20 protein-coding genes are annotated in these 23,981 nt (G+C 69.8%); 6 read left to right on the top strand and 14 right to left on the bottom strand.

Annotated features, from left to right (window positions below; all coding sequences use genetic code 11):
• Positions 1-103: 103 nt before the first annotated feature.
• The 7 genes from Q0R13_RS10820 to sdhC all read right to left on the bottom strand — a co-directional run bounded on the left by Q0R13_RS10820 (position 104) and on the right by sdhC (position 5,522).
• A complete protein-coding gene (locus Q0R13_RS10820; protein ID WP_293903676.1) occupies positions 104-445 on the bottom strand; it encodes a hypothetical protein in 342 nt (113 codons plus the stop codon).
• 8 nt (positions 446-453) lie between these two features.
• On the bottom strand, positions 454-774 hold the full coding sequence (locus Q0R13_RS10815; RefSeq protein WP_293903673.1) for a 2Fe-2S iron-sulfur cluster-binding protein: 321 nt from the start codon (positions 772-774) through the stop codon (positions 454-456).
• Positions 775-794: 20 nt separating this feature from the next.
• Positions 795-2,021, bottom strand: a complete 1,227-nt coding sequence (locus tag Q0R13_RS10810; RefSeq protein WP_293903670.1) for an FAD-dependent oxidoreductase — start codon at positions 2,019-2,021, stop codon at positions 795-797.
• Between the two features lie 150 nt (positions 2,022-2,171).
• A complete protein-coding gene (locus tag Q0R13_RS10805; RefSeq protein ID WP_293903667.1) occupies positions 2,172-2,954 on the bottom strand; it encodes a succinate dehydrogenase iron-sulfur subunit in 783 nt (260 codons plus the stop codon).
• A 21-nt stretch (positions 2,955-2,975) separates the two neighbouring features.
• Entirely contained in the window at positions 2,976-4,763 is a 1,788-nt protein-coding gene (gene sdhA / locus Q0R13_RS10800) for a succinate dehydrogenase flavoprotein subunit (protein WP_293903664.1), read from the bottom strand.
• A gap of 4 nt (positions 4,764-4,767) precedes the next feature.
• A complete protein-coding gene (gene sdhD, locus Q0R13_RS10795) occupies positions 4,768-5,151 on the bottom strand; it encodes a succinate dehydrogenase, hydrophobic membrane anchor protein (protein WP_293903661.1) in 384 nt (127 codons plus the stop codon).
• Positions 5,148-5,522 (bottom strand): succinate dehydrogenase, cytochrome b556 subunit, encoded by a 375-nt coding sequence (sdhC, locus tag Q0R13_RS10790; protein WP_293903658.1) that lies wholly within the window; start codon positions 5,520-5,522, stop codon positions 5,148-5,150. Before sdhC ends, sdhD begins: the two co-directional genes overlap by 4 nt.
• A 286-nt stretch (positions 5,523-5,808) precedes the next feature.
• Between sdhC and Q0R13_RS10785 the strand changes: the two genes are divergently transcribed.
• Positions 5,809-6,693, top strand: a complete 885-nt coding sequence (locus tag Q0R13_RS10785; protein WP_293903655.1) for a LysR substrate-binding domain-containing protein — start codon at positions 5,809-5,811, stop codon at positions 6,691-6,693.
• A 29-nt stretch (positions 6,694-6,722) separates the two neighbouring features.
• On the opposite strand, the gene zapE is transcribed toward Q0R13_RS10785, so the two are convergent.
• Both zapE and Q0R13_RS10775 read right to left on the bottom strand, forming a co-directional pair.
• A complete protein-coding gene (zapE, locus tag Q0R13_RS10780) occupies positions 6,723-7,847 on the bottom strand; it encodes a cell division protein ZapE (protein ID WP_293903652.1) in 1,125 nt (374 codons plus the stop codon).
• Positions 7,848-7,916: 69 nt separating this feature from the next.
• Positions 7,917-9,413, bottom strand: coding sequence for a CoA-acylating methylmalonate-semialdehyde dehydrogenase (locus tag Q0R13_RS10775; protein WP_293903649.1), 1,497 nt, complete (start codon positions 9,411-9,413; stop codon positions 7,917-7,919).
• Between the two features lie 318 nt (positions 9,414-9,731).
• Between Q0R13_RS10775 and hisS the strand changes: the two genes are divergently transcribed.
• From hisS to hisG, 3 genes are read left to right on the top strand one after another with little or no spacing between them, the layout of a single operon-like run.
• On the top strand, positions 9,732-11,201 hold the full coding sequence (gene hisS, locus Q0R13_RS10770) for a histidine--tRNA ligase (protein ID WP_293903679.1): 1,470 nt from the start codon (positions 9,732-9,734) through the stop codon (positions 11,199-11,201).
• Positions 11,201-12,331, top strand: a complete 1,131-nt coding sequence (locus Q0R13_RS10765) for an ATP phosphoribosyltransferase regulatory subunit (protein WP_293903646.1) — start codon at positions 11,201-11,203, stop codon at positions 12,329-12,331. The genes hisS and Q0R13_RS10765 overlap by 1 nt, the downstream gene beginning before the upstream one ends.
• Entirely contained in the window at positions 12,328-13,278 is a 951-nt protein-coding gene (gene hisG, locus Q0R13_RS10760; RefSeq protein ID WP_293903643.1) for an ATP phosphoribosyltransferase, read from the top strand. The genes Q0R13_RS10765 and hisG overlap by 4 nt, the downstream gene beginning before the upstream one ends.
• A 428-nt stretch (positions 13,279-13,706) precedes the next feature.
• On the opposite strand, the gene Q0R13_RS10755 is transcribed toward hisG, so the two are convergent.
• The 5 genes from Q0R13_RS10755 to Q0R13_RS10735 form a co-directional block, all read right to left on the bottom strand.
• Positions 13,707-15,776 carry a M13-type metalloendopeptidase gene (locus Q0R13_RS10755; RefSeq protein WP_293903640.1) on the bottom strand — a complete coding sequence of 690 codons (2,070 nt, stop codon included), beginning with the start codon at positions 15,774-15,776 and terminating at the stop codon, positions 13,707-13,709.
• Positions 15,777-15,864: 88 nt separating this feature from the next.
• Complete coding sequence (locus Q0R13_RS10750; RefSeq protein WP_293903637.1) at positions 15,865-16,308, bottom strand: copper chaperone PCu(A)C; 444 nt, start codon at positions 16,306-16,308, stop codon at positions 15,865-15,867.
• A 69-nt stretch (positions 16,309-16,377) separates the two neighbouring features.
• Positions 16,378-17,805, bottom strand: coding sequence for a PepSY domain-containing protein (locus tag Q0R13_RS10745; protein WP_293903634.1), 1,428 nt, complete (start codon positions 17,803-17,805; stop codon positions 16,378-16,380).
• 12 nt (positions 17,806-17,817) lie between these two features.
• Positions 17,818-20,220, bottom strand: a complete 2,403-nt coding sequence (locus Q0R13_RS10740) for a TonB-dependent receptor (protein WP_293903632.1) — start codon at positions 20,218-20,220, stop codon at positions 17,818-17,820.
• Between the two features lie 107 nt (positions 20,221-20,327).
• Complete coding sequence (locus Q0R13_RS10735) at positions 20,328-20,732, bottom strand: DUF2946 family protein (protein WP_293903629.1); 405 nt, start codon at positions 20,730-20,732, stop codon at positions 20,328-20,330.
• An 83-nt stretch (positions 20,733-20,815) separates the two neighbouring features.
• Between Q0R13_RS10735 and Q0R13_RS10730 the strand changes: the two genes are divergently transcribed.
• Both Q0R13_RS10730 and Q0R13_RS10725 read left to right on the top strand, forming a co-directional pair.
• Positions 20,816-22,597, top strand: coding sequence for a cation:proton antiporter (locus tag Q0R13_RS10730; RefSeq protein WP_293903626.1), 1,782 nt, complete (start codon positions 20,816-20,818; stop codon positions 22,595-22,597).
• A 520-nt stretch (positions 22,598-23,117) separates the two neighbouring features.
• Positions 23,118-23,981, top strand: an 864-nt coding sequence (locus tag Q0R13_RS10725) for an outer membrane beta-barrel protein (RefSeq protein WP_293903623.1), incomplete at its 3' end; no start/stop codon positions are given.

Raw genomic sequence — 23,981 nt, 5'->3', positions numbered from 1 at the left:
CGGGACGCATGAGGCGAAGCGTAACCCAGAGGTTGAAAAGAACAAAACACGAACTTACGCTTTCTCCCCCCACGGGACCAGGTGGCCTGCCCAGCAGGCCGGATCAGGGGTCGCGCAGGCCTCCCCGACCGAGGTCGGCAGCCTCGACGAAGCTGATGTCGAACCGTCGCCAGTCCGCCGTCACGACGTTGAGGATGCGGCCGCCGAACAGCGGATTGACCAAGACCGGTTCGGCGATGGCGGGGATCTCATTCACATAGCGCCGGCCGGTCTCGCCGGCCGGACCGGTCGTCACCAGGGCCAGGATGTCTACGTCGCTAAACGCGTCGCCGGCGCCGCGGCCCAGGCTGCCGGCGAGCCAGGCCGCCTCGATCGCCGGGTCGGCGCCGAGCACCCGGCTGATCGTCTCCGTCAGGTCCTGCTGTTCGCGGGTCGGCGCGGACACGGACGCGCCTAGTGCTGGCTCTCCGGCATGGTCACCACCAGGCCGTCCAGGGCGTCGGTGACCTTGATCTGGCACGACAGGCGGCTGTTGGCCTCCACGCCCTCGGCGAAGTCGAGCATGGACTCTTCCATGGCCGAACGGGTCCCGGTCTTCTCCAGCCAGTCCTCCTGCACGTAGACGTGGCAGGTGGCGCAGGCGCAGGCGCCGCCGCAGTCGGCGTCGATGCCCGGGATGTTGTTCTTCACCGCGCCTTCCATGACGCTGAGGCCGGTCTTCACGTCGATGACGTGTTCCGTGCCGCTGTGCTCGATATAGGTGATCTTGGCCATACGCCCCTCACGCGCCGCGTCTAGGCGGCGACCTCTTTCATGGAAATAGTCGGGTCCGCAAGCTTCGCCTTGTTCACGGGCTTGCGGTTGAGAATGAGAATCTTCCCCATCATGAACTCGGGCGGGGAATTGATCGCCTCGACGGCCTGGACCTGGTTGCCCTTCAGATGGAAGACGGCGAACTTGGCGGTGGCCGGGTCGCCGCGCAGCAGCACCTGGTCGGCGTCGAACGGATAGCCGGCGATCTGCAGCTTCAGGTCGAACTGGTCCGACCATTGCCAGGGGCATTCTCCCGCCGGGCGCGGCCGCCCGACGATGGCGCTGGCGGCCTGCTTGGCCTGTTCGAGGGCATTGGGCACGCTCTCCATGCGGAACATGCGGTCGTAGATCGGCATCGGCCGGTGGGCGACGTCGCCGATCGCGAAGATGTCGGGGTCGCTGACGCTACGGGCGTCCAGGTCGACCACCACGCCGCGGGCGGTCTCCAGGCCGGCGGCCTTGGCCAGTTCGTCGTTGGGATGGGCGCCGACCCCGACCACCACGGCGTCGCAGGCGATCACCCGGCCGTCGGCCAGGGTGACGCCGGTGACGTGGCCGGCCTCGCCCACAAAGCCGGTGACGCTGGCGCCCAGTTCGAAGCGGACCCCGTGTTGCTCGTGATAGCCGCGGAAAAAGGTCGAGAGCGGCTCGCAGGCCACCCGCGCCAGCAGCCGGTCCTCGCGCTCCAGCACCACCACCTCGGCGCCCAGCGCCCTGCCGGACGCGGCGACCTCCAGGCCGATGTAGCCGCCGCCCACCACGGCCAGCTGCCGGCCCGGCCCCACGGCGGCCTTCAGCGCCTCGGCATCGGCGGCGGTGCGCAGGAACATCACGCCGGAGAACTCCGCGCCGGGGATCGGCAGGGCGATGGCCCGCGCGCCGGTAGCCAGGATCAGCAAGTCGTAGGCCAACGTCGTCCCATCGGAGAGCGACACCGTCTTGGCGGCCCGGTCCAGCGTCGTGGCCCGCACGCCGGGGCGGAAGTCGATATTGGCCTCGGCGTAGAATTCCAGCGGCTTCAGCGCCAGCGAGTCGGCGTCCGCCTCGCCTTTCAGCCAGGCCTTGGATAGCGGCGGCCGCTGATACGGCGCGATCGGCTCCTCGCCCACCAGCGTGACCGGCCCGGCGTGCCCATACTGGCGCAGCAGCGCCGCGGCCGTGCCGCCCGCATGCCCCGCCCCCAGGATCACCACATGTGCGTCGCTCATACCCGTTCGATGCCCAAAAGTGACGGCAGCGTCAACTTAAGCCTCCGGATTGCGGCGCCGCCGCGCCACGCCCCTCCCCCGCGAAGCGGAGAGGGAGAGGGTAGGCAGAGGGTTGGCGCAGGGGCCGAAGCCCTGTTCCGCCCACCCGGCTCAGACCACCCGGTCGACCAGCATCTTCTTCACCTCGGCGATGGCCTTGGCGGGATTCAGGCCCTTGGGGCAGACCTGGGCGCAGTTCATGATGGTGTGGCAGCGGTAGAGCTTGAAGGGGTCCTCCAGCTCGTCGAGGCGTGCGCCGGTGGCCTCGTCGCGGCTGTCGATGATCCAGCGGTAGGCGTGCAGCAGCGCGGCTGGGCCCAGGTACTTCTCCTGGTTCCACCAGTAGCTGGGGCACGAGGTCGAACAGCAGGCGCACAGGATGCACTCGTAGAGGCCGTCCAGCTTGGCGCGGTCCTCCGGCGTCTGCTTCCATTCCTTCTGCGGCTCGGGGGTCTCGGTGTGCAGCCAGGGCTCCACCGAGGCGTACTGGGCGTAGAACAGGGTCAGGTCGGGGACCAGGTCCTTGACCACCGGCATGTGCGGCAGCGGCCCGATCATGATCTTGTCACCCTTGCACTCCGCGTGCCCCTGAAGGCAGGCGAGCGCGTTGCGCCCGTCGATGACCATGGCGCAGGAGCCGCAGATCCCCTCGCGGCACGAGCGCCGGAAGGTGAGCGTCGGGTCCATGTAGTTTTTGATGTGGATCAGGATGTCCAGGACCATGGGCCCGCAGGCCGTGGTGTCCACGTCATAGGTGTCCCACCGCGGGTTCTGACCCAGCTCGGGATCGTAGCGGTAGACCTTGAAGGTCTTGGTCTTGCCGGCGCCGGCCGGGGCCGGGTGGTGCTTGCCGGGCGTGACGCGCGAGTTCTTGGGAAGCCGAAGCTGGACCATGTTGGCTGTCTTTCTTCCGGCTCAGTACACCCGCGCCTTCGGCGGGATGTAGGCGATGTCGTTGGAGAGGGTGAAGTTGTGCACCGGGCGGTCGTCGATCTTCACCTTGCCGCTGGCGTCGTCGAACCAGGTGAGGGTGTGCTTCATCCAATTCTTGTCGTCGCGGTCCGGGAAGTCCTCGTGGGCATGGGCCCCGCGGCTCTCGGTGCGATTGTGGGCGCCGACCACCGTCACGACCGCCTGGCCGATCAGGTTGTCCAGTTCCAGGGTCTCCATCAGGTCAGAGTTCCAGACCATGGTGCGGTCGGTAACCTTCAGGTCCGCCCGCTTGGCCTGCACCGTCTCCATGCGCTGGACGCCGGACGCCAGAGCGGTGGACGTGCGGTAGACCGCCGCGTCCTCCTGCATGGCCATCTGCATCTCCAGCCGCAGGTCGGCGGTGGTGGTGCCGCCGTTGGCGTTGCGGAACCGGTCGAACCGGCCCAGGTGCCAGTCGGTCATCGCCGGCTTCAGCTCCGGCTGGGTCGCCCCGGCCTTCAGGATGTCGGCGGCCCGCAGCGCCGCCGAGCGCCCGAACACCACCAGGTCGATCAGGCTGTTGGAGCCCAGCCGGTTGGCGCCGTGCACGCTGACGCAGGCGGCCTCGCCCACCGCCATCAGGCCTGGCACCACCTGGTCGGGGTTGGTCCCGGCCTTGGTCACCACCTCCGAGTAGAAGTTGGTCGGCACGCCGCCCATGTTGTAGTGGACCGTCGGGATCACCGGGATCGGCTGCTTGGTCACGTCGACGCCGGCGAAGATCTTGGCGCTCTCCGAGATGCCGGGCAGGCGCTCGTGCAGGATCTTCGGGTCCAGGTGGTCGAGGTGCAGGAAGATGTGGTCCTTCTTCGGCCCCACGCCGCGGCCCTCGCGGATCTCCATGGTCATCGCGCGGCTGACCATGTCGCGCGGCGCCAGGTCCTTCACGGTGGGCGCATAGCGCTCCATGAACCGCTCGCCCTCGGAGTTGGTCAGGTAGCCGCCCTCGCCGCGGGCCCCCTCGGTGATCAGGCAGCCCGAGCCATAGATCCCGGTCGGGTGGAACTGCACGAACTCCATGTCCTGCAGCGGCAGGCCGGCCCGCAGCGTCATGCCGCCGCCGTCGCCGGTGCAGGTGTGCGCGCTGGTCGCCGAGAAGTAGGAGCGGCCGTAGCCGCCGGTCGCCAGGATCACCATCTGAGCCTGGAACCGATGCAGCGTCCCGTCGTCCAGCTTCCAGGCGGTGACGCCCCGGCAGACGCCCTCGTCCATGATCAGGTCGAGCGCGAAGTACTCGATGAAGAACTCCGTGGCATTGGCCAGGGACTGGCCATACATCGTGTGCAGCATCGCATGGCCGGTGCGGTCGGCCGCCGCGCAGGTGCGCTGGATCGGGGCCTCGCCGTAGTTCTTGGTCATGCCGCCGAAGGCGCGCTGGTAGATCTTGCCGTCTTCGGTCCGGCTGAACGGAACACCCCAGTGCTCCAGTTCGTAGACCGCGGCCGGTGCGTTGCGGCACAGGTATTCGATGGCGTCCTGGTCGCCCAGCCAGTCGGACCCCTTGACGGTGTCGTACATGTGCCAGCGCCAGTCATCCTCACCCATGTTGCCCAGCGATGCAGAAATCCCACCTTGAGCTGCAACCGTGTGGGACCGGGTCGGGAAGACCTTGGTGATGCAGGCGGTCTTCAGGCCGGCCTGGGCGCAGCCGAGCGCGGCGCGCAGGCCGGAGCCCCCGGCGCCCACCACGACGACGTCGAACTTGTGATCGATGAACTCGTATGTCGCCATGGGTTCAGGCGCCCCCCAGCGCGACCTTGAGGATGGAAACGATGGCCAGGGCCCCGACCAGCAGGCAGAGGAAATAGTTGGCCAGCAGGGCGCCGGCCTTGGTCAGGTGGCCGTAGACGTAGTCCTCGACGATCACCCGCATGCCGCCCTGCATGTGGAAGAAGCTGATGCCGACGGTCAGGATCACCAGGGTCGCGTTGACCGGGCTGCCGATCCAGGCGACCGCCCCGTAGTAGTCCAGCTTGGCCAGGACGATGACACTGTAGACGCCCCAGAACACCAGCGGCACCAGGGCGATGGCGGCGACCCGTTCGGAGATCCAGTGGCCGACGCCGTGCTTGGCGGAGCCCAAGCCGCGGGCCGTGGATAGCGGGGTGCGGAAACTCATGAGAGCGCTCCGGTCATGAAGGCGATCGCCCAGACCGCGCCGGTGGCGGCGATCGTGAACCCGAAGACCGCATAGGCCGAGGCGTTGGCGTCCTTGACGTCCAGGCCATGGCCCGCGTCCCAGACCAGGTGCCGCACGCCATTGCCCAGGTGGTAGAATACCGATGCGGTGAAGCCGAACAGCACCAGCTTGCCCAGGACCGAGCCCAGCAGGCCGGTGAAGAGCGCGTAGCTCTCCGGCCCCCCGGCCAGCGCGATCGCCCAGAGCGCGACCAGCAGGCCGCCCGCATAGAGCGCGCCGCCGGTCATCCGGTGCAGGATCGACGTCAGCATTGTCACGTGCCAGCGCCACACCTGCAGGTGGGGCGACATGGGCCTGTCGGCCGGTCCGCGTGGAACAGATGTCATCGAAGCGCCGTCGCCTCCCCCAAAGCCTGCAGCCACATCGGTTTTAAGCGCCGCAGGGGGTGTGTCAACGCGCCGCGGTCGTGATCGCCCATCATCTTACCCCGAAGGCCTGTCCGTAAACACCGGGCGCCGAAGCGATGGTCAGCGTCGGCGACCTGTGGACCTTTGTTCGGATCAGGCGAAGTCTTGGACGGGGCAGCTTCCCTCGCAATGCGTCATTGCTCTAGGTTCCCTTCGCGAAAGGCGAAGGATGCGCTTTGATCTGATCGACCTGCGGCTGTTCTGCGAGGTGGTCGACGCCGGCTCCATAACCGCCGGCGCCGAGAAGAGCGCGCTGGCCCTGGCGGCGGCCTCCACCCGGATCCGCAACATGGAGGCGGCCCTGGGCGCGCCATTGCTCACCCGCTCGCGCCAGGGGGTGACGCCGACCCCGGCCGGCCGGCTGCTGCTGAAGCACGCCCGCGGCCTCCTCGACCAGGCGGCGCGGATGCGCGAGGACCTCTCGGCCTATGCCGGCGGCCTGTCGGGCGAGGTGAAGTTGCTGGCCAACACCAACGCCCTGACCGAATTCCTGCCCGAGGCGCTGTCGTCGTTCCTGGCCGCGCACCCCCACGTCAGCGTCGACCTGGAGGAACGGCTCTCCGACGAGATCGTCGGCCTGATCGCGGAGGGCGTGGGCGACATCGGCATCGTGGCCGGGACGGTCGATGTGGGCGCGCTGCAGACCTATCCGTTCCGCTCCGACCGGTTCGTGGTGGTGACCGCGCCCGGCCATCCGCTGGCGGCGGGCGGCCCGGTCACCTTCGCCCAGGTGCTGGCCTACGACTTCATCGGCCTGGAGCGGTCCAGCTCCCTGCAGCGTTTCCTGGTCGGCAAGGCGGTGCGCGAAGGCCGGCCGCTCAAGCTTCGGGTCCAGCTGCGCAGCTTCGACGCCGTCTGCCGCCTGGTGGAGGCCGGGGTGGGCGTCGGCGTAGTGCCCCAGACGACCGCGAGCCGGGCGGAGAAGACCATGTCGCTGGCCGTGATCGCGCTTGCCGACGACTGGGCGCTCAGGGAACTGACCATCGTGGTGCGCGCGGGCGAGGCGTTGCGGCCCTATGCGCGAGAGCTGGTGGAGAGCCTGCGGGCCGACTGATCGCGGCGCTGGGGCCGGGCGCGACGCGGCTACCGATCCGCCAGCCAGTCGGCCGAGCGCATCTCCTGCAGCCGCGAGGCCGTGCGTTCGAATTCGAAGGCCCCGTCGCCTTCCGGGTACAGCTTGATGGGCTCCGCCTCCGCCAGCATGATCAGGTGGGTGCGGGCCTCATAGAGGGCGTCGATCAGCACCACGAAGCGACGGGCCTCCTCGCGGCGGTTGGGCGTCAGCCTGGGCACGCCGTCCAGGAACACCGTGTGGAAGCGCTCGGCGACGGCGACATAGTCGTTCGGCCCCAGGGCCACGGCGCACAGGCTTGCGAAGGTGGCGCGCAGCAGGCCGCCGGCGGCGTGCGGGAAATGGATCTTGCGGCCCAGCACCTCGAGGGTCTCGCCGTCCTCGGCTTCCGGACCCAGCAGTTCGCGCCACAGGGTGGCGACCTGGCGCTGGTTGTCCGGGTCGATGGGCGAGAACCAGGTGCCGGCGGCGCGCAGGCGGTCCAGCCGGTAGTCGTGCGGCCCGGCGATGATCACCACCTCGGCCTTTTCCTTGAGCAGGGCGATGAACGGCAGCACCAGCTGGCGGTTGATGCCGTTCCTGTAGAGGTCGTCCGGCAGGCGGTTGGAGGTGGCCACCAGGGTCACGCCGCGCTCGAACAGGGCGGTGAACAGCCGCCCCAGGATCATGGCGTCGGCGATGTCGGTGACCTGGAACTCGTCGAAGCACAGCAGCCGCGCCTGGCGGGCCACCAGCTCGGCGACCGGGGCGATGGGGTCGTCGCCCTTGTGCTGGCCGAACTTCGCGCGGCGCGCGGCGGCGTCGCCCTTGCGCCAGGCGTCGATCAGCCGGTGGATCTCGCCCATGAAGACGTGGAAGTGGGTGCGCCGCTTCTTCTCGACGTCCACGGTCTCGTAGAACAGGTCCATCAGCATGGACTTGCCGCGCCCGACCGGGCCGATCAGGTAGACCCCGCGCGGCCGGCCCAGCGCCGTGCGCCGGCGCAGGATGGCCAGGATGCCGCCTTCCGGCTCGTCCTCCACCAGGTCGATCTCGAGCCGGACGAGCGGTTGCAGCGCGGCGGCCTGGGCCGGATCCGGCAGGATCGAGCCGTCTGCGATACGCGCGTCGTAGGCGGCTTGAAGGGCGTAGGCCATGGCCCTCCGGCCTAGCGGCGACTCAGGCGCAGCGCAAGGAACCCGCGCCGACAGATGCGCGCCCAGGGCCTACCCCATGGTGGGGATGACGAAGGCGGAGTCCTCGACGGCGCCTTCGGGCCAGCGGGCGGTGATGGTCTTGACCTTGGTGTAGAACTTCACGCCTTCCATGCCGTGCTGGTTGGTGTCGCCAAAGGCGCTGCGCTTCCAGCCGCCGAAGGTGTGGTAGGCGACCGGCACCGGGATCGGCACATTGATCCCGACCATGCCGACGTTGACCCGCGCGGCGAACTCGCGCGCGGCGCGGCCGTTGCGCGTGTAGATGGCGACGCCGTTGCCGTACTGATGCGAGCTGGGGAGGTCGATGGCCTCCTCGAAGGTTTCGGCGCGGACGATCTGCAGGACGGGGCCGAAGATCTCCTCGTTGTAGGTCCTCATGCCCTTCTTCACGCCGTCGAACAGCGAGGGGCCGATGAAGAAGCCCTTCTCGTAACCCTGCAGCGAGAAGCCGCGGCCATCGACGACCAGTTCGGCGCCCTCATCGACGCCGGCCTGGATGTAGTCGCTGATCTTCTGCCGGTGCGCCTGGCTGACCACCGGCCCGTAGTGAGCGGCGGCATCCGTCGAGACGCCCACCCGCAGGCTCTGCATCTCGCTCAGCATCCGCTCACGGAGTGCATCGGCCGTCTGTTTGCCGACCGGCACCACCACGGGCAACGCCATGCAACGCTCGCCCGCCGAGCCGAACGCCGCGCCGGACAAGTCCTTCACGACCTGATCCAGGTCGGCGTCGGGCAGCACGATCCCATGGTTCTTGGCGCCGCCCATCGCCTGGACACGCTTCCCGTTCGCCGTGCCGCGGCTGTAGATGTACTGGGCGATGTCGGAGCTGCCGACGAAGCTGACCGCCTTGATGTCCGGATGGTCGAGGATCGCGTCCACCGCGACCTTGTCGCCGTGCACTACGTTCAGCACGCCCTTGGGCGCGCCGGCCTCCATCATCAGCTCGGCCAGCTTCACCGGCAGGGTCGGGTCCTTCTCCGACGGCTTGAGGATGAAGCTGTTGCCGGTCGCGATGGCGATGCCGAACATCCACATCGGGATCATGCCGGGGAAGTTGAACGGGGTGATCCCCGCCGCCACGCCCAGCGGCTGGCGCATCGAATAGACGTCGATGCCGGGACCGGCGCCTTCGGTGTACTCGCCCTTCAGGAGATGCGGGATGCCGCAGGCGAACTCGATCACCTCCACGCCACGCTGGATGTCGCCCTTGCTGTCGGCGATGACCTTGCCGTGCTCGGAGGACAGGATTTCGGCCAGGGCGTCCATGTCGCGCTCGATCAGCCGCTTGAACTCGAACATCACCCGCGCCCGCCGCTGCGGGTTGACGAGGGCCCAGGTCTGCTGCGCCCGGACCGCCGAGCCCACGGCCGCACCGACCTCGGCCGCCGTGGCCAAGGCGACGCGTGCCTGCACCTCCCCGGTGTTAGGGTTGAACACGTCGCCGTACCGGCCCGAGGTTCCGGCGACCGAGGCGCCGTCGATGAAGTGGGTGATCTCTCGCATGACCGCGCTTTTAAGCCGAGGGACGGCGCGAGCCTAGGGGGGTCGAGATTTGCGCCCGCCAGTGACTCCGCCAGGAAGTTGCCCTAGAAGCCTCGCCGTCATGACGCGGTTCGCGCACCATCACGAGCACCCCCACCATCCGACCTTCGCGGGTCCGGACCGGGATTTCGTGGCCTAGCGAACCCCCATTCGAGCCCCGCCGATGCGGACGGGGCTTGTGATTTCAGCACCGTCCGTCGCCCTCCTCCTTCAGAGAGACGACGCATGTGCGACCTTCCCGCCTTGAGCCTGGACCCCCAAGCCGCTAAGCGCGCGGCCATGACCAGCGACCCTGCACGCCCCGAAGCCCGGACCCCGCGCGGGTTCGTCGATCGGCGGGGGCGTGACGTGGCCGCCGAGCGGGCGATCCTGGCGGCGGTGAGCGGTGTCTACGAGCGCTGGGGCTTCGAGCCGCTGGAGACCGGGGTGTTCGAATATGCCGATGCGCTGGGCAAGTTCCTGCCCGACGCGGACCGGCCCAACGAGGGGGTGTTCGCGCTGCAGGACGACGACGACCAGTGGATGGCCCTGCGCTACGACCTGACCGCGCCGCTGGCCCGGTTCGCGGCGCAGAACTGGGAGACCCTGCCCAAGCCGTTCCGCCGCTATGCCTATGGCCCGGTGTGGCGCAACGAGAAGCCGGGGCCGGGCCGGTTCCGCGAGTTCGTGCAATGCGACGCCGACACCGTGGGCTCGGCCCGGCCGGAAGCCGACGCCGAAATCATCGCCATGACCGTCGAGGGCCTGGAGTCCGCGGGCCTGCCGGCCGGCTCGGCGGTGGTGAAGATCAACAATCGCAAGCTGCTGAACGGGCTGATGACCGCCGCCGGCGTCGCCAGCGAAGGCCAGAAGCTGGCGGTGCTGCGCGCGGTGGACAAGCTGGACCGGCTGGGGCCGGACGGCGTGCGGCTGCTGCTCGGCGAGGGTCGCAAGGACGAGAGCGGCGACTTCACCAAGGGCGCCGGGCTGAACGCCGCGGCGGCCGAGCGCGTGCTGGCCTTCACGGCGGCCGGCGCCGGCGGGCGCGCCGATACCCTGGCCAAGCTGGCCGATGTGGTCGGCGGCTCGGCCGAGGGTGACGAGGGGCTGGCGGAGCTCGCCGCCATCGACGCGGCCCTGACCGGCCTGGGCGTCGGCGTCGACCGGGCGGTGTTCGAGCCGTCCGTGGTGCGTGGCCTGGAATACTATACCGGCGCGGTGTTCGAGGCCGAGCTGCTGCTCTCCACCCTCGACGAGAAGGGCCAGCCGATGCGGTTCGGCTCGATCGGCGGTGGCGGGCGCTATGACGACCTGGTGGCGCGGTTCACCGGAGAGCGGACGCCGGCCACCGGCTTCTCGTTCGGCGTGTCGCGGCTGGCCTCGGCGCTCAAGGCCTCGGGCCGCGAGCTGGCGGCGGCGTCGCGCGGGCCGGTGGTGGTGATCGCCTTCTCGGCCGACCGGATGGCCGACTACTTCGCCGTGGCCCGCGAGATCCGCGCGGCCGGCATTCCGGCGGAGGTATATCTGGGCTCATCCGGGATGCGACCGCAGATGAAATACGCCGACCGCCGCCTTTCGCCCGCGGTGATCATGGTCGGCGACGACGAGCTGGCGGCCGGGACGGTGACGATCAAGGACCTCGACCTCGGCCGGGCCCTGTCCGCCAAGGTCACCGACAATGCCGAGTGGCGCGCCGAGCGGCCGGGCCAGCAGACCATCCCGCGCGGCGAGCTGGTGGCGGCGCTGCGGCGGATCCTGGACGCCGGCTGATGCGCATCGAGCCCCCTGTCCCGGCCGAGGTGCTGGCCGCCGTCCGCGCGCCCTTCGAAAGCGCCGGCGCCGAGCGCGCCGAAGCGCCGCTGCTGCAGCCGCTGAACCTGCTGCTGGACCTGGCCGGCGAGGCCATGCGCGCGCGGCTGTTCGTCGTGCAGGCGGAGGGCGGGACCGAGAGCTGCCTGCGCCCGGACTTCACCGTCGCCATCGCCCGCCGGCATATCGACGGCGGCCGGGCCCACGGGCGTTACTGCTATCAGGGGGCCGCCTTCCGCGCCTCCACCGCCGGCGACCGGCCGGAGGAGTTCGTGCAGATCGGGCTGGAGATGTTCTCCCCCGCCGACGGCCCGGTCGAGGCGGCCGATGCCGAGATCGCCGGCCTGGCGTGGCAGGCGGCGGCGGCGGGCGGGCGGGACGACCTGTCGCTGTGGCTGGGCGACGTGGCCCTGTTCGGCGCCTTCATCGACTCGCTCGGCCTGCCGGAAACGCTCAGCCGGCGGCTGCGACGGGTCGCCGGGCGGCCCCGCCTGCTGTGGGCCGAGCTGTCGCGGGTCGGCGAGGCGGCGGCGGACGGCGGCGGGACGTTGGCGGGCCTGCTGGCCAGCCTCACCGAGCCACAGGCGGCGGCGCTGCTGGAAGAAGTCTGGACCCTGGCCGGCGTCGAGCCGGTCGGCGGCCGCGGGCCGGCTGAGATCGCCGCGCGGCTGGTGCGCAAGGCCGAGGCGGCCACCGCGCCGGCGCTCACCGCCTCGCAGTCGGCCGCGATCCGCGCCTTCATGGCCGTCGATGCCGCGCCGGCCGCCGCCTTCGCCGACGTGCGCGGGCTGGCGGGGGGCGACGACGCGGCGCTGAAGCTGGCCCTGGCCGGCTGGGAGGCGCGACTGACGGATCTCGCCCGGACCGTGCCGTCCGACCGCATGCGCTTCACCCCGGCCCTGGGCCACGCGTTCGACTACTACGACGGCGCCACCTTCGAGGTCCGCAGCGCCGCGGTCGGGCCGGAGCTGCCGGTGGCCGTGGGCGGTCGATACGACGGCCTCCTGGCCCGGCTGGGTGGCGGCGGGACGCAGCGCGCGGTGGGCGGCATGGTCCGGCCCTGGCGCGCCTGGGCGGGAGCCGAGACATGAGCGGGCTGGTCATCGCGGTTCCCTCCAAGGGCCGCCTGAAGGAGCAGGTCGAGGAATGGCTGGCCGACTGCGGGCTGAAGCTGGAGGTGACCGGCGGGGCGCGCGGTTACCTGGCCAGCCTGCACGGCGTGCCCGGCGCCCAGGTGCGCCTGCTCTCGGCCGCCGACATCGCCGACGCCCTGGACGCCGGGGAGGTCCACCTGGGCATCACCGGCGAGGACCTGCTGCGCGAGCGGGGCGAGGACCTGGATAGCCGCCTGCTGCTGCTGCGCCCGCTGGACTTCGGCCGCGCCGACCTGGTCACGGCCGTGCCCAAGAGCTGGCTCGATGTGGAGCGGATGGCCGATCTGGAAGAGGTCGCGCACGACTACCTGGCGCGCACCGGCCGGCGGATGCGGGTGGCCACCAAGTACCTGGCCCAGACCCGCGGCTTCTTCGCCCGCCACGGCATCGCCGACTACCGGATCACCGAGTCGGGCGGCGCCACCGAAGGCGCCCCTGCGGCGGGCTCGGCCGAGCTGGTGGTCGACATCACCACCACCGGGGCGACGCTGGCCGCCAACGGCCTGAAGGTGCTGGCCGACGGGGTGATGCTGAAGAGCCAGGCTCAGCTGGCCGCCAGCCTGCGCGCCACCTGGGACACCGAGGGCCTGGTCGCCGCCGAGCGCCTGCTGCGCATCGTCGAGGCCCGCGCCGCGGCGCTGAACAGCGCCACCCTGGCCTGGCCGCCGCGCGGCGACGCGGCCGAGACGGCGGCGGTGACGGCGCTGGTCGCAGCCGGCGCGTCGCGGCGGCCCAACGGCCTGCTTGTCGATTCGGCCGCGGTGGCCGACGCCTCCCTGGCCCTGACCGCGGCGGGCCTCGGCCCGGTGACCGCGTCCAAGCCGGACTTCGTCTTCGACGTCGCCTGCGCGCCCTTCAACACCCTGAAAGCCCGCGTATTTTGACGCGTAGGTCAAAAAACAGCGTATAATTTGCGCCGGGTCGCGGAAATCTGATGAAAGCGACCCTTGAAAGCGGCGTCAGGCGTTGACTCGGGTAGAAAATTGCCGTTTTGTCATCTGGCGAGAGACATGAAGGCGCCAAGTCCTGAGGTCTCCGGCGTTTCGGGGAGGAAACGCCCGCTCATATAAGAGCGACTGCTCAAGGCGGCCTGCAGCGACTATCCCCCGCTGCAGGCCGATTCTTTGTCTGGGCCCCCAAATTTTCGACAATCTGGTCAGAACTTTCCCTCCCCTTCATGGGGAGGGGCGACTCGCCGGCAGGCGAGCGGGGTGGGGAAACCGCGATCATCCCCAAAGCCCGCGCTCGGCCCGCACTTCCCCACCCGGGTCGCTCTGCGACCTGTCCCTCCCCGTGAAGAGGAGGGAAAGCCTTACCAGATCCGCACGCGCTGTTCGGGCGGCAGGTACATCGGGTCGCCCGGCTTGATGTTGAACGCCGTGTAGAAGGCATCGATGTTGCGGACCGGCATGTCCACGCGCGCCACCGGCGGGGCGTGCGGGTCGGAGACCAGGACCTGCTTCATGTAGTCGTCGCGGTACTTGCCGCGCCACACCTGGGCCCAGCCCAGGAACACCCGCTGGTCGCCGGTCAGGCCCTCGACCACCGGCGCCGGCCGGCCCTTCAGCGAGAGGTGGTAGGCCTCCAGCGCCAGTTGCAGCCCGCCCAGGTCGGCGATGTTTTCGCCCATGGTCAGGTCGCCGTTGATCTTCGCGCCCGGCAGGATCTCGGTGGCCGAGTACTGCGCGCCCAGGCGGTCGGCCTGGACCTGGAACTGGTCGGCGTCGGTCTTGGTCCACCATTCGGAGAGCCGGCCGTCGCCATCGGACTTGCGGCCCTGGTCGTCGAAGCCGTGGGTGATCTCGTGGCCGATCACCGCGCCGATGCCGCCATAGTTGACCGCCGTGTCGCCCTCGGGGTCGAAGAACGGCGGCTGCAGGATCGCGGCCGGGAACACCACCTCATTCTTGGTCGGCGAGTAGTAGGCGTTGATGGTCGCTGGGGTCATGTCCCACTCGGCGCGGTCGACCGGCTTGTTCAGCCGTGCGGCGCGGTAGGCCCAGTCGAAGGCCGAGGCGCGCTGGACGTTGCCGTAGAGATCGCCGTCGACCAGCTTCAGCGCCCCGTAGTCGCGCCACGTGTCGGGATAGCCGATCTTGACATGGAACTTGGCCAGCTTCTCCAGCGCCTTGGTCTTGGTCTCCGGGCTCATCCATTCCAGCTTCTGGATGCGCGCGCCCATGGCGATGCGCAGGTCGCCGACCAGGGCCTCCATCGCCGCCTTGTTCTGTGGCGGGAAATAGGCCTCGACGTAGAGCTTGCCGGCGGCCTCGCCGAGGTTGCCGTCCACCAGGCCGACGCCCCGTTTCCAGCGCGGTTGCTGCTGCGGCGTGCCGGACAGGGTCTTGTTGCGGAAGTCGAAGTGGGCGGCGTCGAAGTCCTTCGAAAGATAGGCCGAGGCCTTGTCGATCTCGGCGAAGGCCAGCCAGGCCTTGAGCGTGTCGAGGTCGGTCCGGCCATAGATCGCGGCGATCTTCGGGAAGGCGGTGTTCTCGGCGACGATCACCCGCTTTGCGGCCGACAGGTCGGCGCCGGCCAGGAAGGCGCTCCAGTCGAAGCCGGGCGCCAGGGCGGACAATTTGCTCACCTCGTAGGGTTTATAGGTCTTGTCATCGTCGCGGCGCTCGACCCGGGTCCAGGAGACCTTGGCCACCGCGGTCTCCATGGCCAGGATCGCCTTGGCGCTGGCCTCGGGGCTTTGCCAGCCGGCCAGCGTCAGCATCCTGGCGATATAGGCCTCGTAGGCGGCGCGCTGCGGGGCGAACTTCTCCTCCAGATAGTAGTCGCGGTCCGGCAGGGTGATGCCGCCCTGGCTGAGGTAGACGGCGTACTTCAGCGGGTCCTTGGCGTCGTCATAGACCTGGGGGTTGAAGAAGCTTTGGCCAAAGACCTTGGCGCTCGCCCCCATCAGGCGGGCGATGTCGTCGCGCGAGGTCGCCGCGCGGATCCGGGCGAGGTCGGGGGCGAGCGGCCTGGCGCCCAGGGCGTCGACGGTCTTCTCATCCATGAAGCTGCGGTAGAGGGCGCCGACCTTGGCCTCCTGACCCGTGGCTGCGCTGCTGGCGGCGGCCTTGTCGATCACCGCGCGCAGGCGGCCGCGGCTGAGCTCGTCCAGGGCGTTGAAGGCGCCGTAGGTGGAGCGGTCGGCCGGGATGACCAGCCTGTCCATATAGCTCCCGTTGGCGTAGCCGAACAGGCTCTGGCCCGGGGTGATCGCGGTGTTGCGGCCGGCCATGTCGAAGCCCCACGGCCCCATGCGCGCGGCGTGGGTCAGGTCCTGGACCGGGGGTTCGGGGGCGGTGGCGGCGTCGGCGGCGAGGGACGCATGGGCGACCAACAGCAGGGCGGCCGCGGCGGAGGCGGCGAGCCAGGCAGTCTTCATCGGTGGGGTACTCTCTGGGGACGGGGTTTTGCGGCGGACCATGACTCGGCGCCAAGGCGTTACGCCCGTTACATTTTTGACAGGATGCTCAGGGCTTCGGGACCGGCGCGACAGGCGGCGTCAAACCCACCACGAACGACGCCTTCACCCGGGCGCCGCTGGCGAAGGTTAGGGTGGCCGGCAGGGTGTCGCCCAGCTTCAGGGCCCGGGTGAGCCCGACGAACATCACGTGGTATCCGCCGGGCGCGAAGGTCACGTGGCCGCCAGGCGGCAGCGGGACCTGGGCCACCATCTTCATCGACGCAACGCCGCCGGCCATGGCCGACTGGTGGATCATCACCTGGCCGGCCAGCGGACTGGCGACCGCCACCAGGGCGTCGGGCTTCGGGCCCGGATTGGCGAGCGTCATGAAGCCGGCGCCGGTGGTCCCCTGGGCGGCGGGACGGCTCCAGGCCGCCTGCACCTGCGGGGCGGCGTGGGCGGCGGAAGCCAGGCCCATGGAGACCACGGCGGCGATGGGAAGAGATCTCATGATGCAATGTCCGTAGGTTCGGGAGGCGGCGGATTTGAGGCTTATGACCTCAGCCTGACCGGCGGCAAATCAGCTCCGCGTCGGATTGGGCTGTCGCAGGCCGAGCCAGGCGGCCAGCGGCGGTATCCGGCGCAGGACCAGCCACTCCAGGGCCAGGATCGCGATTAGGGACACGCCCAGGAGCGGCAGGTAGATGGCGAGCAACACCGTCACGATCACCAGCCCGGCGCCGACCCGGCGTTCGGCCAGGCCCGGCGGCGCGCCCAGTGCACCCTCTGGACGCCGACGCCACCACATCACGATGGCGCTGACCGCCATGGTGACCAGGCCCAGGGCGGTGAACACGCCCAGCGCCTGGTTGAGCGGCCCGAACAGCTGGCCTTCGTGCGCCGCGACACCCGTACCGACCACCTGGTCGATCCAGGGGCGCTGGCTGAAGTCGACTCGCCGGGTCACGGCGCCGGTCGTGGCGTCGAGCTCGAGATCCACCCGCTGCGGTCGGTTCGGCGTGTCGGACTTCGCCGTCCAACCGCCGTGTCGTCTTCCGGGCGGCGAGATCGACACCGGGGGCGGCAGGCGCAGCGCCGCGATCGTCGGGACCATCCGATCGAGCGGCGCATAGCGATCGATGGACATTTCCATGCCCGCCATCGACATACCGGGCATCGTCACGTGGCCGGCATGTTCGTCATCCATCGCCGCCCGCGCCCCGGCGTCGAAGGCGCGGCGCGCGGCGAGCTCGGACGAGCGCCCGTTGGTCCAGTCCTGGCTGGCGGCGGCGGCGCCCGCCAGCCTGCGCACCTCCTTCAGATAGCCGCCCCAGTTCTTCGCCCAAGGAAGTCCGGAGAGCAGCAACAGGATGGCGAACAGCGACACCCAGAACCCGGTGACCGCGTGCAGGTCGCGCCAGACTTGCCGCGATCCGCCGCTCAGACGTGGCCAGACCACGCCGGCCAGCCCGCTTGCGCCGCGCGGCCACCACAGGAACAGCCCGGTGATCAGCATGACGATGGCCCAGCAGGCCGCCAGCTCGACCAGGTTCGACCCCCGATCCCCCAGCAGCAGCTCGCCATGCAGCCGGAAGATCACCCGCATGAACCGGTCGTCCTCGTGCAGCACCTTGAGCACCCGCAGGTCGTCGGGTCGCACATAGACCCGCACCTGGTCGGCGCCCTTGCTGAGAATGACCCTGGCCGCCGAGGACGCGGTCTCGGGCAATTCGTAGGCCCTCAGCGTCGCGTCCGGCACGGCGTCGAGGGCCGCATGCACCTGGGCGGAAGGGCTCCGGGGCGGTCCCCTCGGCGCCAGATGATCGTACGGACGCTCCAGCCAGGCCTCGATCTGGGGCTTGAACAGATAGATCGAGCCGGTGGTGGCCAGCCAGAGCACGAAGGGAATGCAGAGCACCCCGACATAGAAGTGCCAGCGCCAGACCGTGCGATAGTCGGGCCACGGGCTGCGAGCCGGGTCGGTCGCGGGGGCGTTCGCAGCGGTCATTTGCCGGCCTCCCTAGAACTTCGCCCGAACGCCGGCGATGACGGTCCGCGGGGTCCCGGAATAGATCGAGCCGGTCGCTGTCTCGAGCACGCTCGCCCCGCTCTGCGCGCCCGTCACGGCGCTGAGGGAGTCGGCGATGTTCGATGCCGAGCCGATGTAGGTCTTGTCGGCGATGTTCTGGACCGTGACGAAGAAGCTCAGCCTGGAGATCGCGCCGAGCCCCTCCGGCGGATCGTAGTGCGCGCCGAGATTGACGATGCTGTAGCCGGGCGCCCGCAACAGGTTGGCGTTGTCCAGTTCGGTGTCGTCCTTGATGTTCCATTCGATGTAGCCGCCGAGGCCTTCGAACGGTCCGCCGGACCGGGCGTAGGACACCCGGGCGTTCAGGTAGTTGGGCACGACGCCGGGGATCGAATTGCCGGAACGATCGAAGGCCGTGCTGAACGCGCCGGCGCTGAGGCGTTCGACATAGGTCCGGTATTTCTGCTCGTTGTGCAGGTAGGACAGGTTGATCCGCGCGCCCGGCACAAGCGAGGGCAGCGGCCGCCAGTCGACCGCGACCTCGACGCCGCGGTGCGTCGACCTTGGGGCGTTGAAGGTGAAGGCCTGCAGGTTGGCCCCGGCCGATTGGCTCACGAGTTCGTTGCGGAAGAACTCGTCGAACAGCGTGACGCTGCCGCTGAGGTTGTCGCCCAGCCGAAGCTCGGCGCCGACGTCGATCCCGATCACCGTCTGGGCGTTCAGCCGGGTGTTGTTGCCGGCGACGCCCGCGGCGGTGATGAACAGGTTGGTCGCTTGCGGCGTACCATATCCAGCCGCCACCCGCGCATGCAGGGTCAGGGCGTCGAGGGCCCGGAAGGTCACGGAGATGTCGGGCGCGATGTTGCTGTAGCTCCGGTCGCCGTTGATCCGGGCGAGGGTCACGGTCGCGGCGGTGGGATAGGCATAGATCGTCTGCAGGGCGCGGAGTTCGGTGCGCTCGACGCCGACCCCGGCCGCGAGGGTCACCCGGTCCATCGGTTCGAATTCGGCGCGGGCGCGGAGGCCGTAGTTGGCGTGGGTCCCGCCGACGTAGGCGGTGAGCGCGCCGGGCGTGCCGGTCCCGCTGGCCGGGACGTTGTAGGTCGCCGAATTGATGTTCTCGTAGTTGTAGAAGGCGCCCGCGAACAGCACCGCCGGCCGTCCGGCGAAAGCGCCCTCGCGGGTGATGTCGCCGATGAAGTTGAAGGACGGGAATGTGCCGACCGCCGAGGTGGCGCCGGTCGGCTGCTTGATGTCGCGATTGTCCCAGTCCAGTTGCGCGCGACCGGCCAGGCCCTCGGCGAAGTCGTGTTCCCAGCGCAGGCCCACGATGGTCCGCCGGTCGTTGCGCTGCAGATCGGCGGCCTGGGCGCTGACGCTCTGGCGCGCGCCGTTCACGCCATTGACCAACAGGCTCACCGACGCACAGCCCGGCTGGGCCAGGGCTTCGCAGCCGGTCTGGTAGGGGTTCTGGCGGAACTGCAACAGCGACTGGCGGATCGACAGGTCGGCGTCGGTGTCGTTGTTGATGACCTTCAGCGTCAGCCGGTCGGACAGCGTCAGCGCATAGGTGGCCAGCGCGTTGACCGTGGTCGTCCGATACGACGTGTGCTGGCGATAGCCGGCGCCGGTCACATAGCTGGCGAAGCCCGAATATTCCGAGCGCTCGCCCAGACCGCCGCCGGTGACGAACAGGTTGCGATAGCGGTCGCTGCCGACATCGAGCCCCAGTTCGAGACCCTGCAGCTCGCGTCCGGGCCGGGTGTAGAACTTGAGCGCGCCGCTGGTGGCGTAGTTGCCGTAGAGGGCGGACGACGGCCCCTGGACCACGTCGATGCGCGAATAGGCATGCGGGTCGGTCAGGTCCGTGCGGGCCAGCCCATCGGGCTGGGTGACGGGGAAACCGTCCTCGAACACCTGGATGTTGCGGATGCCGATGGTCTGGCGCGCGTTCGAGCCGCGCACGGACACCGAGACGTCGCGGGGCCCGTTGCCCATGGCGAAGGTCACGCCGGGCGTCAGCACCAGGATGTCGCCGATGCTGGTGGCGGGCGTATGGGCGAACTGTTCGGCGGTGACCGACATCACCGTCTGGCCCACCGGCCGGTCGTCCACGTCCAGGGCTTCGGCGTGCACCACCAGTTCGCTCACCAGCGGCGAGCCGTCGCTCCGGGACGAGGTGATCGCGGGCGCCGCGGCCGGGGCGCCCGGCGTGGCGTCCAGGGCCGCGAGTTCGCCCTGCAGCGCCTGGATCTGCCGGGTCAGGACCTGGCGCCGGGCCTGGACGCTGGGCGGGCCCTGGCCGCCCGGGCCATCGTCGGAGCCGGCAGCCAGGGCGAGCGACGGGACGGTCAGAACGACAACCGCCGTCGAGGCGAGCAGCAGAGATTTCATGTCGGGTCCTTGGGCGCAGGGCGCCGTGCGAGCTGAACGGGACGTGCGTCCGCCGGCCGCAGCGGCGGGGCGCGTGGCGTCGCGCGGTCGCTAGGACGACCGGCGCGTCAGGTCAGCAGGCTGGGAGGACCTCGGGAAGGCGGCGGCGGGGCGGCAAGCCCGCGGCCCGGCGTGGGCGCGTCGTCGGGCCGGGCCAGGCGTTCGGCCTGGGCCACGTAGCGAACGGGGATCGGCGCGGCGGCCGACGGCGGCGTCGGGACGGCCGGCGTCGCACAGATGCAGTGGTCGCAGGTCCCGGTGGGCGCGCCCTGTTTGGGCGCCGCGTCCCCGGCGGAGCCATCGTGCGGGCCCACGGGCGCGCAGACGATCATGCCAGGGCCCGCGCCGAGCGGGCCGGCCATGGCCATCGCGGGGATCAGCGCCTGGACCAGCAGGGCGAACACGGCGACGAGCGCGACCATCGCCCGCCGCTCGGCGCGCGCCGTCACAATTCTGGCCGGTGACTGTCCCACGGACCGGCCTCCTAACCCCATCGCGGGATTCCGCAAGCCTCGCGGTTAGGCCATAATGGCCGGACACGACAATCGGAGACCTGATGGAAGGCCACGTCCAGCCTGTCGCCTACAAGGACGTGGTTCTGTTCCTCGCCACGGCGGGGGTGGTGGTTCCGCTGTTCCGCCGCTGGCGGATCAGCCCGATCCTGGGATTCCTGGGCGCGGGGGTGGTGCTGGGCCCCTATGGTCTTGGCGCCCTGGCCGGCAAGGCGACCTGGCTGTCGGCCTTCACCATCGAGAACCCGGACGAGGTGGCCCAGCTCGCCGAGTTCGGCGTGGTCTTCCTGCTGTTCATGATCGGGCTGGAGCTGTCGTGGGAGCGGTTGCGGTCGCTGCGCCGCTACGTCTTCGGCCTGGGCGCGCTGCAGGTGACCCTGTGCATGGGTGCGAGCGCGGGGGTCGCGCTGCTGGTGGGCCAGCCGCCGCTGGCGGCGCTGGCGATCGGGGCGGCGCTGGCCCTGTCGTCCACCGCCATCGTGATGCCGATCCTGGCCGAGCAGAAGCGCCAGCACGCCATGGCCGGGCGGGCGACCTTCTCGGTGCTGCTGTTCCAGGACCTGGCGGTGGCGCCGATCCTGGTAACCCTCACGCTGCTCCGGCCGCAGGCCGCGGGCGCCCACACGCCCAATCTGCTGCTCACCTTCCTGCCGGCGGTGCTGGGCATCGGCGCGCTGTTCGTGTTTGGCCGCCTGCTGCTGCGCCCCATGCTGCGCTCGGTGGCGCGGGCCAAGAGCGAGGAGTTGTTCATCGCCGCCTGCCTGCTGGTGGTGATCGGCGCCGGCCTGGTCAGCGCGCTCACCGGCCTGTCCATGGCGCTGGGCGCGTTTATCGCCGGCCTGCTGCTGGCCGAGACCGAGTTCCGCCACGAGGTCGAGGTGGTGATCGAGCCGTTCAAGGGGCTGCTGCTGGGCCTGTTCTTCGTCTCCGTGGGCATCGGCCTCAACGTGCCGCTGCTGCTGGACCGGCCGCTGGTGATCGTGGGCTCGGCGCTGGGGCTGGTGACGGTGAACAGCGCGGTGGTGTTCCTCCTGGCCCGCGCCTTCCGGCTGAAGGCCCGCAGCGCCATCGAGGCGGCCCTGCTGCTGGCCGGGGCGGGCGAGTTCGCCTTCGTCATCCTGGGCCAGGCCATGTCCCAGGGCCTGGTGGCCCGCGAGATCGGCGAGACCGCCCTGGTGGCCGCCACGCTGTCGATGTTCTCGATCCCGTTCCTGGCCCAGCTGGGGCTGAAGCTGGGCGGGCGCAGGATCCAGCCGGCGGAACTCCCGGCCGAGCCCGCGGTCGACCCGGCCGCGGAGCCGCGGGTGCTGGTGGTGGGCTATGGCCGGGTCGGGCGGCTGGTGGGCGACATGTTGGGCCGCCACGACATTCCCTGGGTCGGCGCCGAGCTGGATTCCAGGCTGGTCGAGCAGGGCCGCCGCGCCGGCCAGGCGATCTATTTCGGCGACGCGTCGCGTGAGGAGTTCCTGCTCCGCTGCGGCCTGGCCGAGGCGCCGGCCCTGGTGGTGACCATGGACGACGCGGAGGGGGTGGAGGCGATCGTCGCCGTCGCCCGCGCCCTGCGCCCCAAGCTCACCATTGTCGCCCGCGCCCGCGACGCCCGCCACGCGCAGCGGCTCTACGACCTGGGCGCCACCGACGCGGTGCCGGAAACCGTCGAGGCCAGCCTGCAGCTGTCCGAGGCCGTTCTGGTGGAAATCGGCGTGCCGATGGGCCTTGTCATCGCCTCAATCCACGAACGGCGGGACGAGTTTCGCAAGGCCCTCAACCGCCCCGAATCCCTCGGCGGCCGGGGTCGAAAGTTCCAGCGGGAGCGCGGCGGCTGAATGGCGCCAGGAATACGGCGAGAAAAAATCGTCACAACACGTTCAGGTGGACGGAACCAAGCGTGACATTGATCCGTTGGACGGCCTACGGGACTTGAGCCTGCGCTCGGGGATGGGCGAAGATGATGTTCAATGTTGGGCTGACGACGGAAGGGCTGGCGGTTCGCCACCAACTTGTGACGTCGGCGCACCTTTACAAGCATCCCCAAGGACTTGCGTCAGAACTCGACGGACCGTCGCGATGACCCGCGGCGTTTCGATCAGGTTCTGGCGATGAGATTGCGACCGTTCCGGCTTACGTCGGCCAGGCGGTCGCAAGTCGAGAGGCCGGCACGCGACGCGGATTCCAAGTGGATAGGGCTTGGGTTCACCGCCAGCGTCCTGGTAGAGCTTGAAAAAGGTCGGTGAGATTGAGTTGCGAGTGTGGCTTCTGCGACACTTACGCAACGGGTCCGCCTTGTTATAAGAGCGGCCGGGTCAAACGGCCGCACCACCTGAGGGCAACAAGAGGGCTCTGAATATGAAGTTGAAACTCCTGGCCGGGGCCGCGATGGCTGCGGCGTTCGCCGCCTCCGGCGCGTCCGCCCAAGAAGGATGGTACGGGGCCGTCGATCTTGGCTACCACTTCCCGATCCACACCGACCACACGTCGTCCAACAATGCCCCTGTCACCGGGCAACCCTACGTGTGGGAATTCAATCAGAAGGACGACTGGGCCGGCTTCGCCCGCCTCGGTTACCAGCTGAACGACCACTGGCGCGTCGAACTGGAAGCCGGCTATCGCAGCGGCGACATCGACTCGGTGCGCGGCGGTGGAAACCAGTCCGTCATCGGTCTCTGCGCCCCGGGCGTCACCCGCACCGCGGCGTCGCCGAATTGCGGCCGGCCTGACGGCGACCTGCAGACCTATACGGTGATGGGCAATGTCCTCTACGACATCCTGCCGGGTTACTTCATCGACCCGTTCGTCGGCGCCGGCCTCGGCATCAACCATACGAAGGCGAACTTTAACGGCCAGTTCTCCAACGTTCCTGGCCCGCTGACCGCGACCAACACCCCGTTCCAGAACCTGGTCGTCGATGACTCCGACACCGCCTTTGCCTACCAGCTCATCGCGGGGGCCTCCTGGAAGGCTACCGACCAGCTGACCATCGACGTGACCTATCGCTATCTCGGCGGTTCCGATCTCGACTTCACCTCGGTGGGCTCGGGTGCGCTGCAGCCGGGTGTGTTCAGCGGCGAATACAAGGACTCGTCGGTGACGGTCGGCCTGCGGTATCTGTTCGCGGCCCCGGCTCCGCCGCCGCCGCCGCCTCCCCCGCCCCCGCCTCCCCCGCCGCCGCCGCCGCCGCCGCCTCCCCCGCCCCCGCCGCCTGCGGCTGCG

The sequence above is a fragment of the Phenylobacterium sp. genome (genome assembly GCF_025351295.1).
Taxonomy (GTDB): domain Bacteria; phylum Pseudomonadota; class Alphaproteobacteria; order Caulobacterales; family Caulobacteraceae; genus Phenylobacterium.
This window is presented reverse-complemented; position numbering and strand designations above follow the sequence as displayed.

Coding starts and splice junctions, on each gene's coding strand:
- Q0R13_RS10815 (WP_293903673.1), bottom strand. CDS start 774: ATGGCCAAGATCACCTATATCGAGCACAGCGGCACGGAACACGTCATC.
- Q0R13_RS10810 (WP_293903670.1), bottom strand. CDS start 2,021: ATGAGCGACGCACATGTGGTGATCCTGGGGGCGGGGCATGCGGGCGGC.
- Q0R13_RS10805 (WP_293903667.1), bottom strand. CDS start 2,954: ATGGTCCAGCTTCGGCTTCCCAAGAACTCGCGCGTCACGCCCGGCAAG.
- sdhA (WP_293903664.1), bottom strand. CDS start 4,763: ATGGCGACATACGAGTTCATCGATCACAAGTTCGACGTCGTCGTGGTG.
- sdhD (WP_293903661.1), bottom strand. CDS start 5,151: ATGAGTTTCCGCACCCCGCTATCCACGGCCCGCGGCTTGGGCTCCGCC.
- sdhC (WP_293903658.1), bottom strand. CDS start 5,522: ATGTCGCCCCACCTGCAGGTGTGGCGCTGGCACGTGACAATGCTGACG.
- Q0R13_RS10785 (WP_293903655.1), top strand. CDS start 5,809: ATGCGCTTTGATCTGATCGACCTGCGGCTGTTCTGCGAGGTGGTCGAC.
- zapE (WP_293903652.1), bottom strand. CDS start 7,847: ATGGCCTACGCCCTTCAAGCCGCCTACGACGCGCGTATCGCAGACGGC.
- Q0R13_RS10775 (WP_293903649.1), bottom strand. CDS start 9,413: ATGCGAGAGATCACCCACTTCATCGACGGCGCCTCGGTCGCCGGAACC.
- hisS (WP_293903679.1), top strand. CDS start 9,732: ATGACCAGCGACCCTGCACGCCCCGAAGCCCGGACCCCGCGCGGGTTC.
- Q0R13_RS10765 (WP_293903646.1), top strand. CDS start 11,201: ATGCGCATCGAGCCCCCTGTCCCGGCCGAGGTGCTGGCCGCCGTCCGC.
- hisG (WP_293903643.1), top strand. CDS start 12,328: ATGAGCGGGCTGGTCATCGCGGTTCCCTCCAAGGGCCGCCTGAAGGAG.
- Q0R13_RS10755 (WP_293903640.1), bottom strand. CDS start 15,776: ATGAAGACTGCCTGGCTCGCCGCCTCCGCCGCGGCCGCCCTGCTGTTG.
- Q0R13_RS10750 (WP_293903637.1), bottom strand. CDS start 16,308: ATGAGATCTCTTCCCATCGCCGCCGTGGTCTCCATGGGCCTGGCTTCC.
- Q0R13_RS10745 (WP_293903634.1), bottom strand. CDS start 17,805: ATGACCGCTGCGAACGCCCCCGCGACCGACCCGGCTCGCAGCCCGTGG.
- Q0R13_RS10740 (WP_293903632.1), bottom strand. CDS start 20,220: ATGAAATCTCTGCTGCTCGCCTCGACGGCGGTTGTCGTTCTGACCGTC.
- Q0R13_RS10730 (WP_293903626.1), top strand. CDS start 20,816: ATGGAAGGCCACGTCCAGCCTGTCGCCTACAAGGACGTGGTTCTGTTC.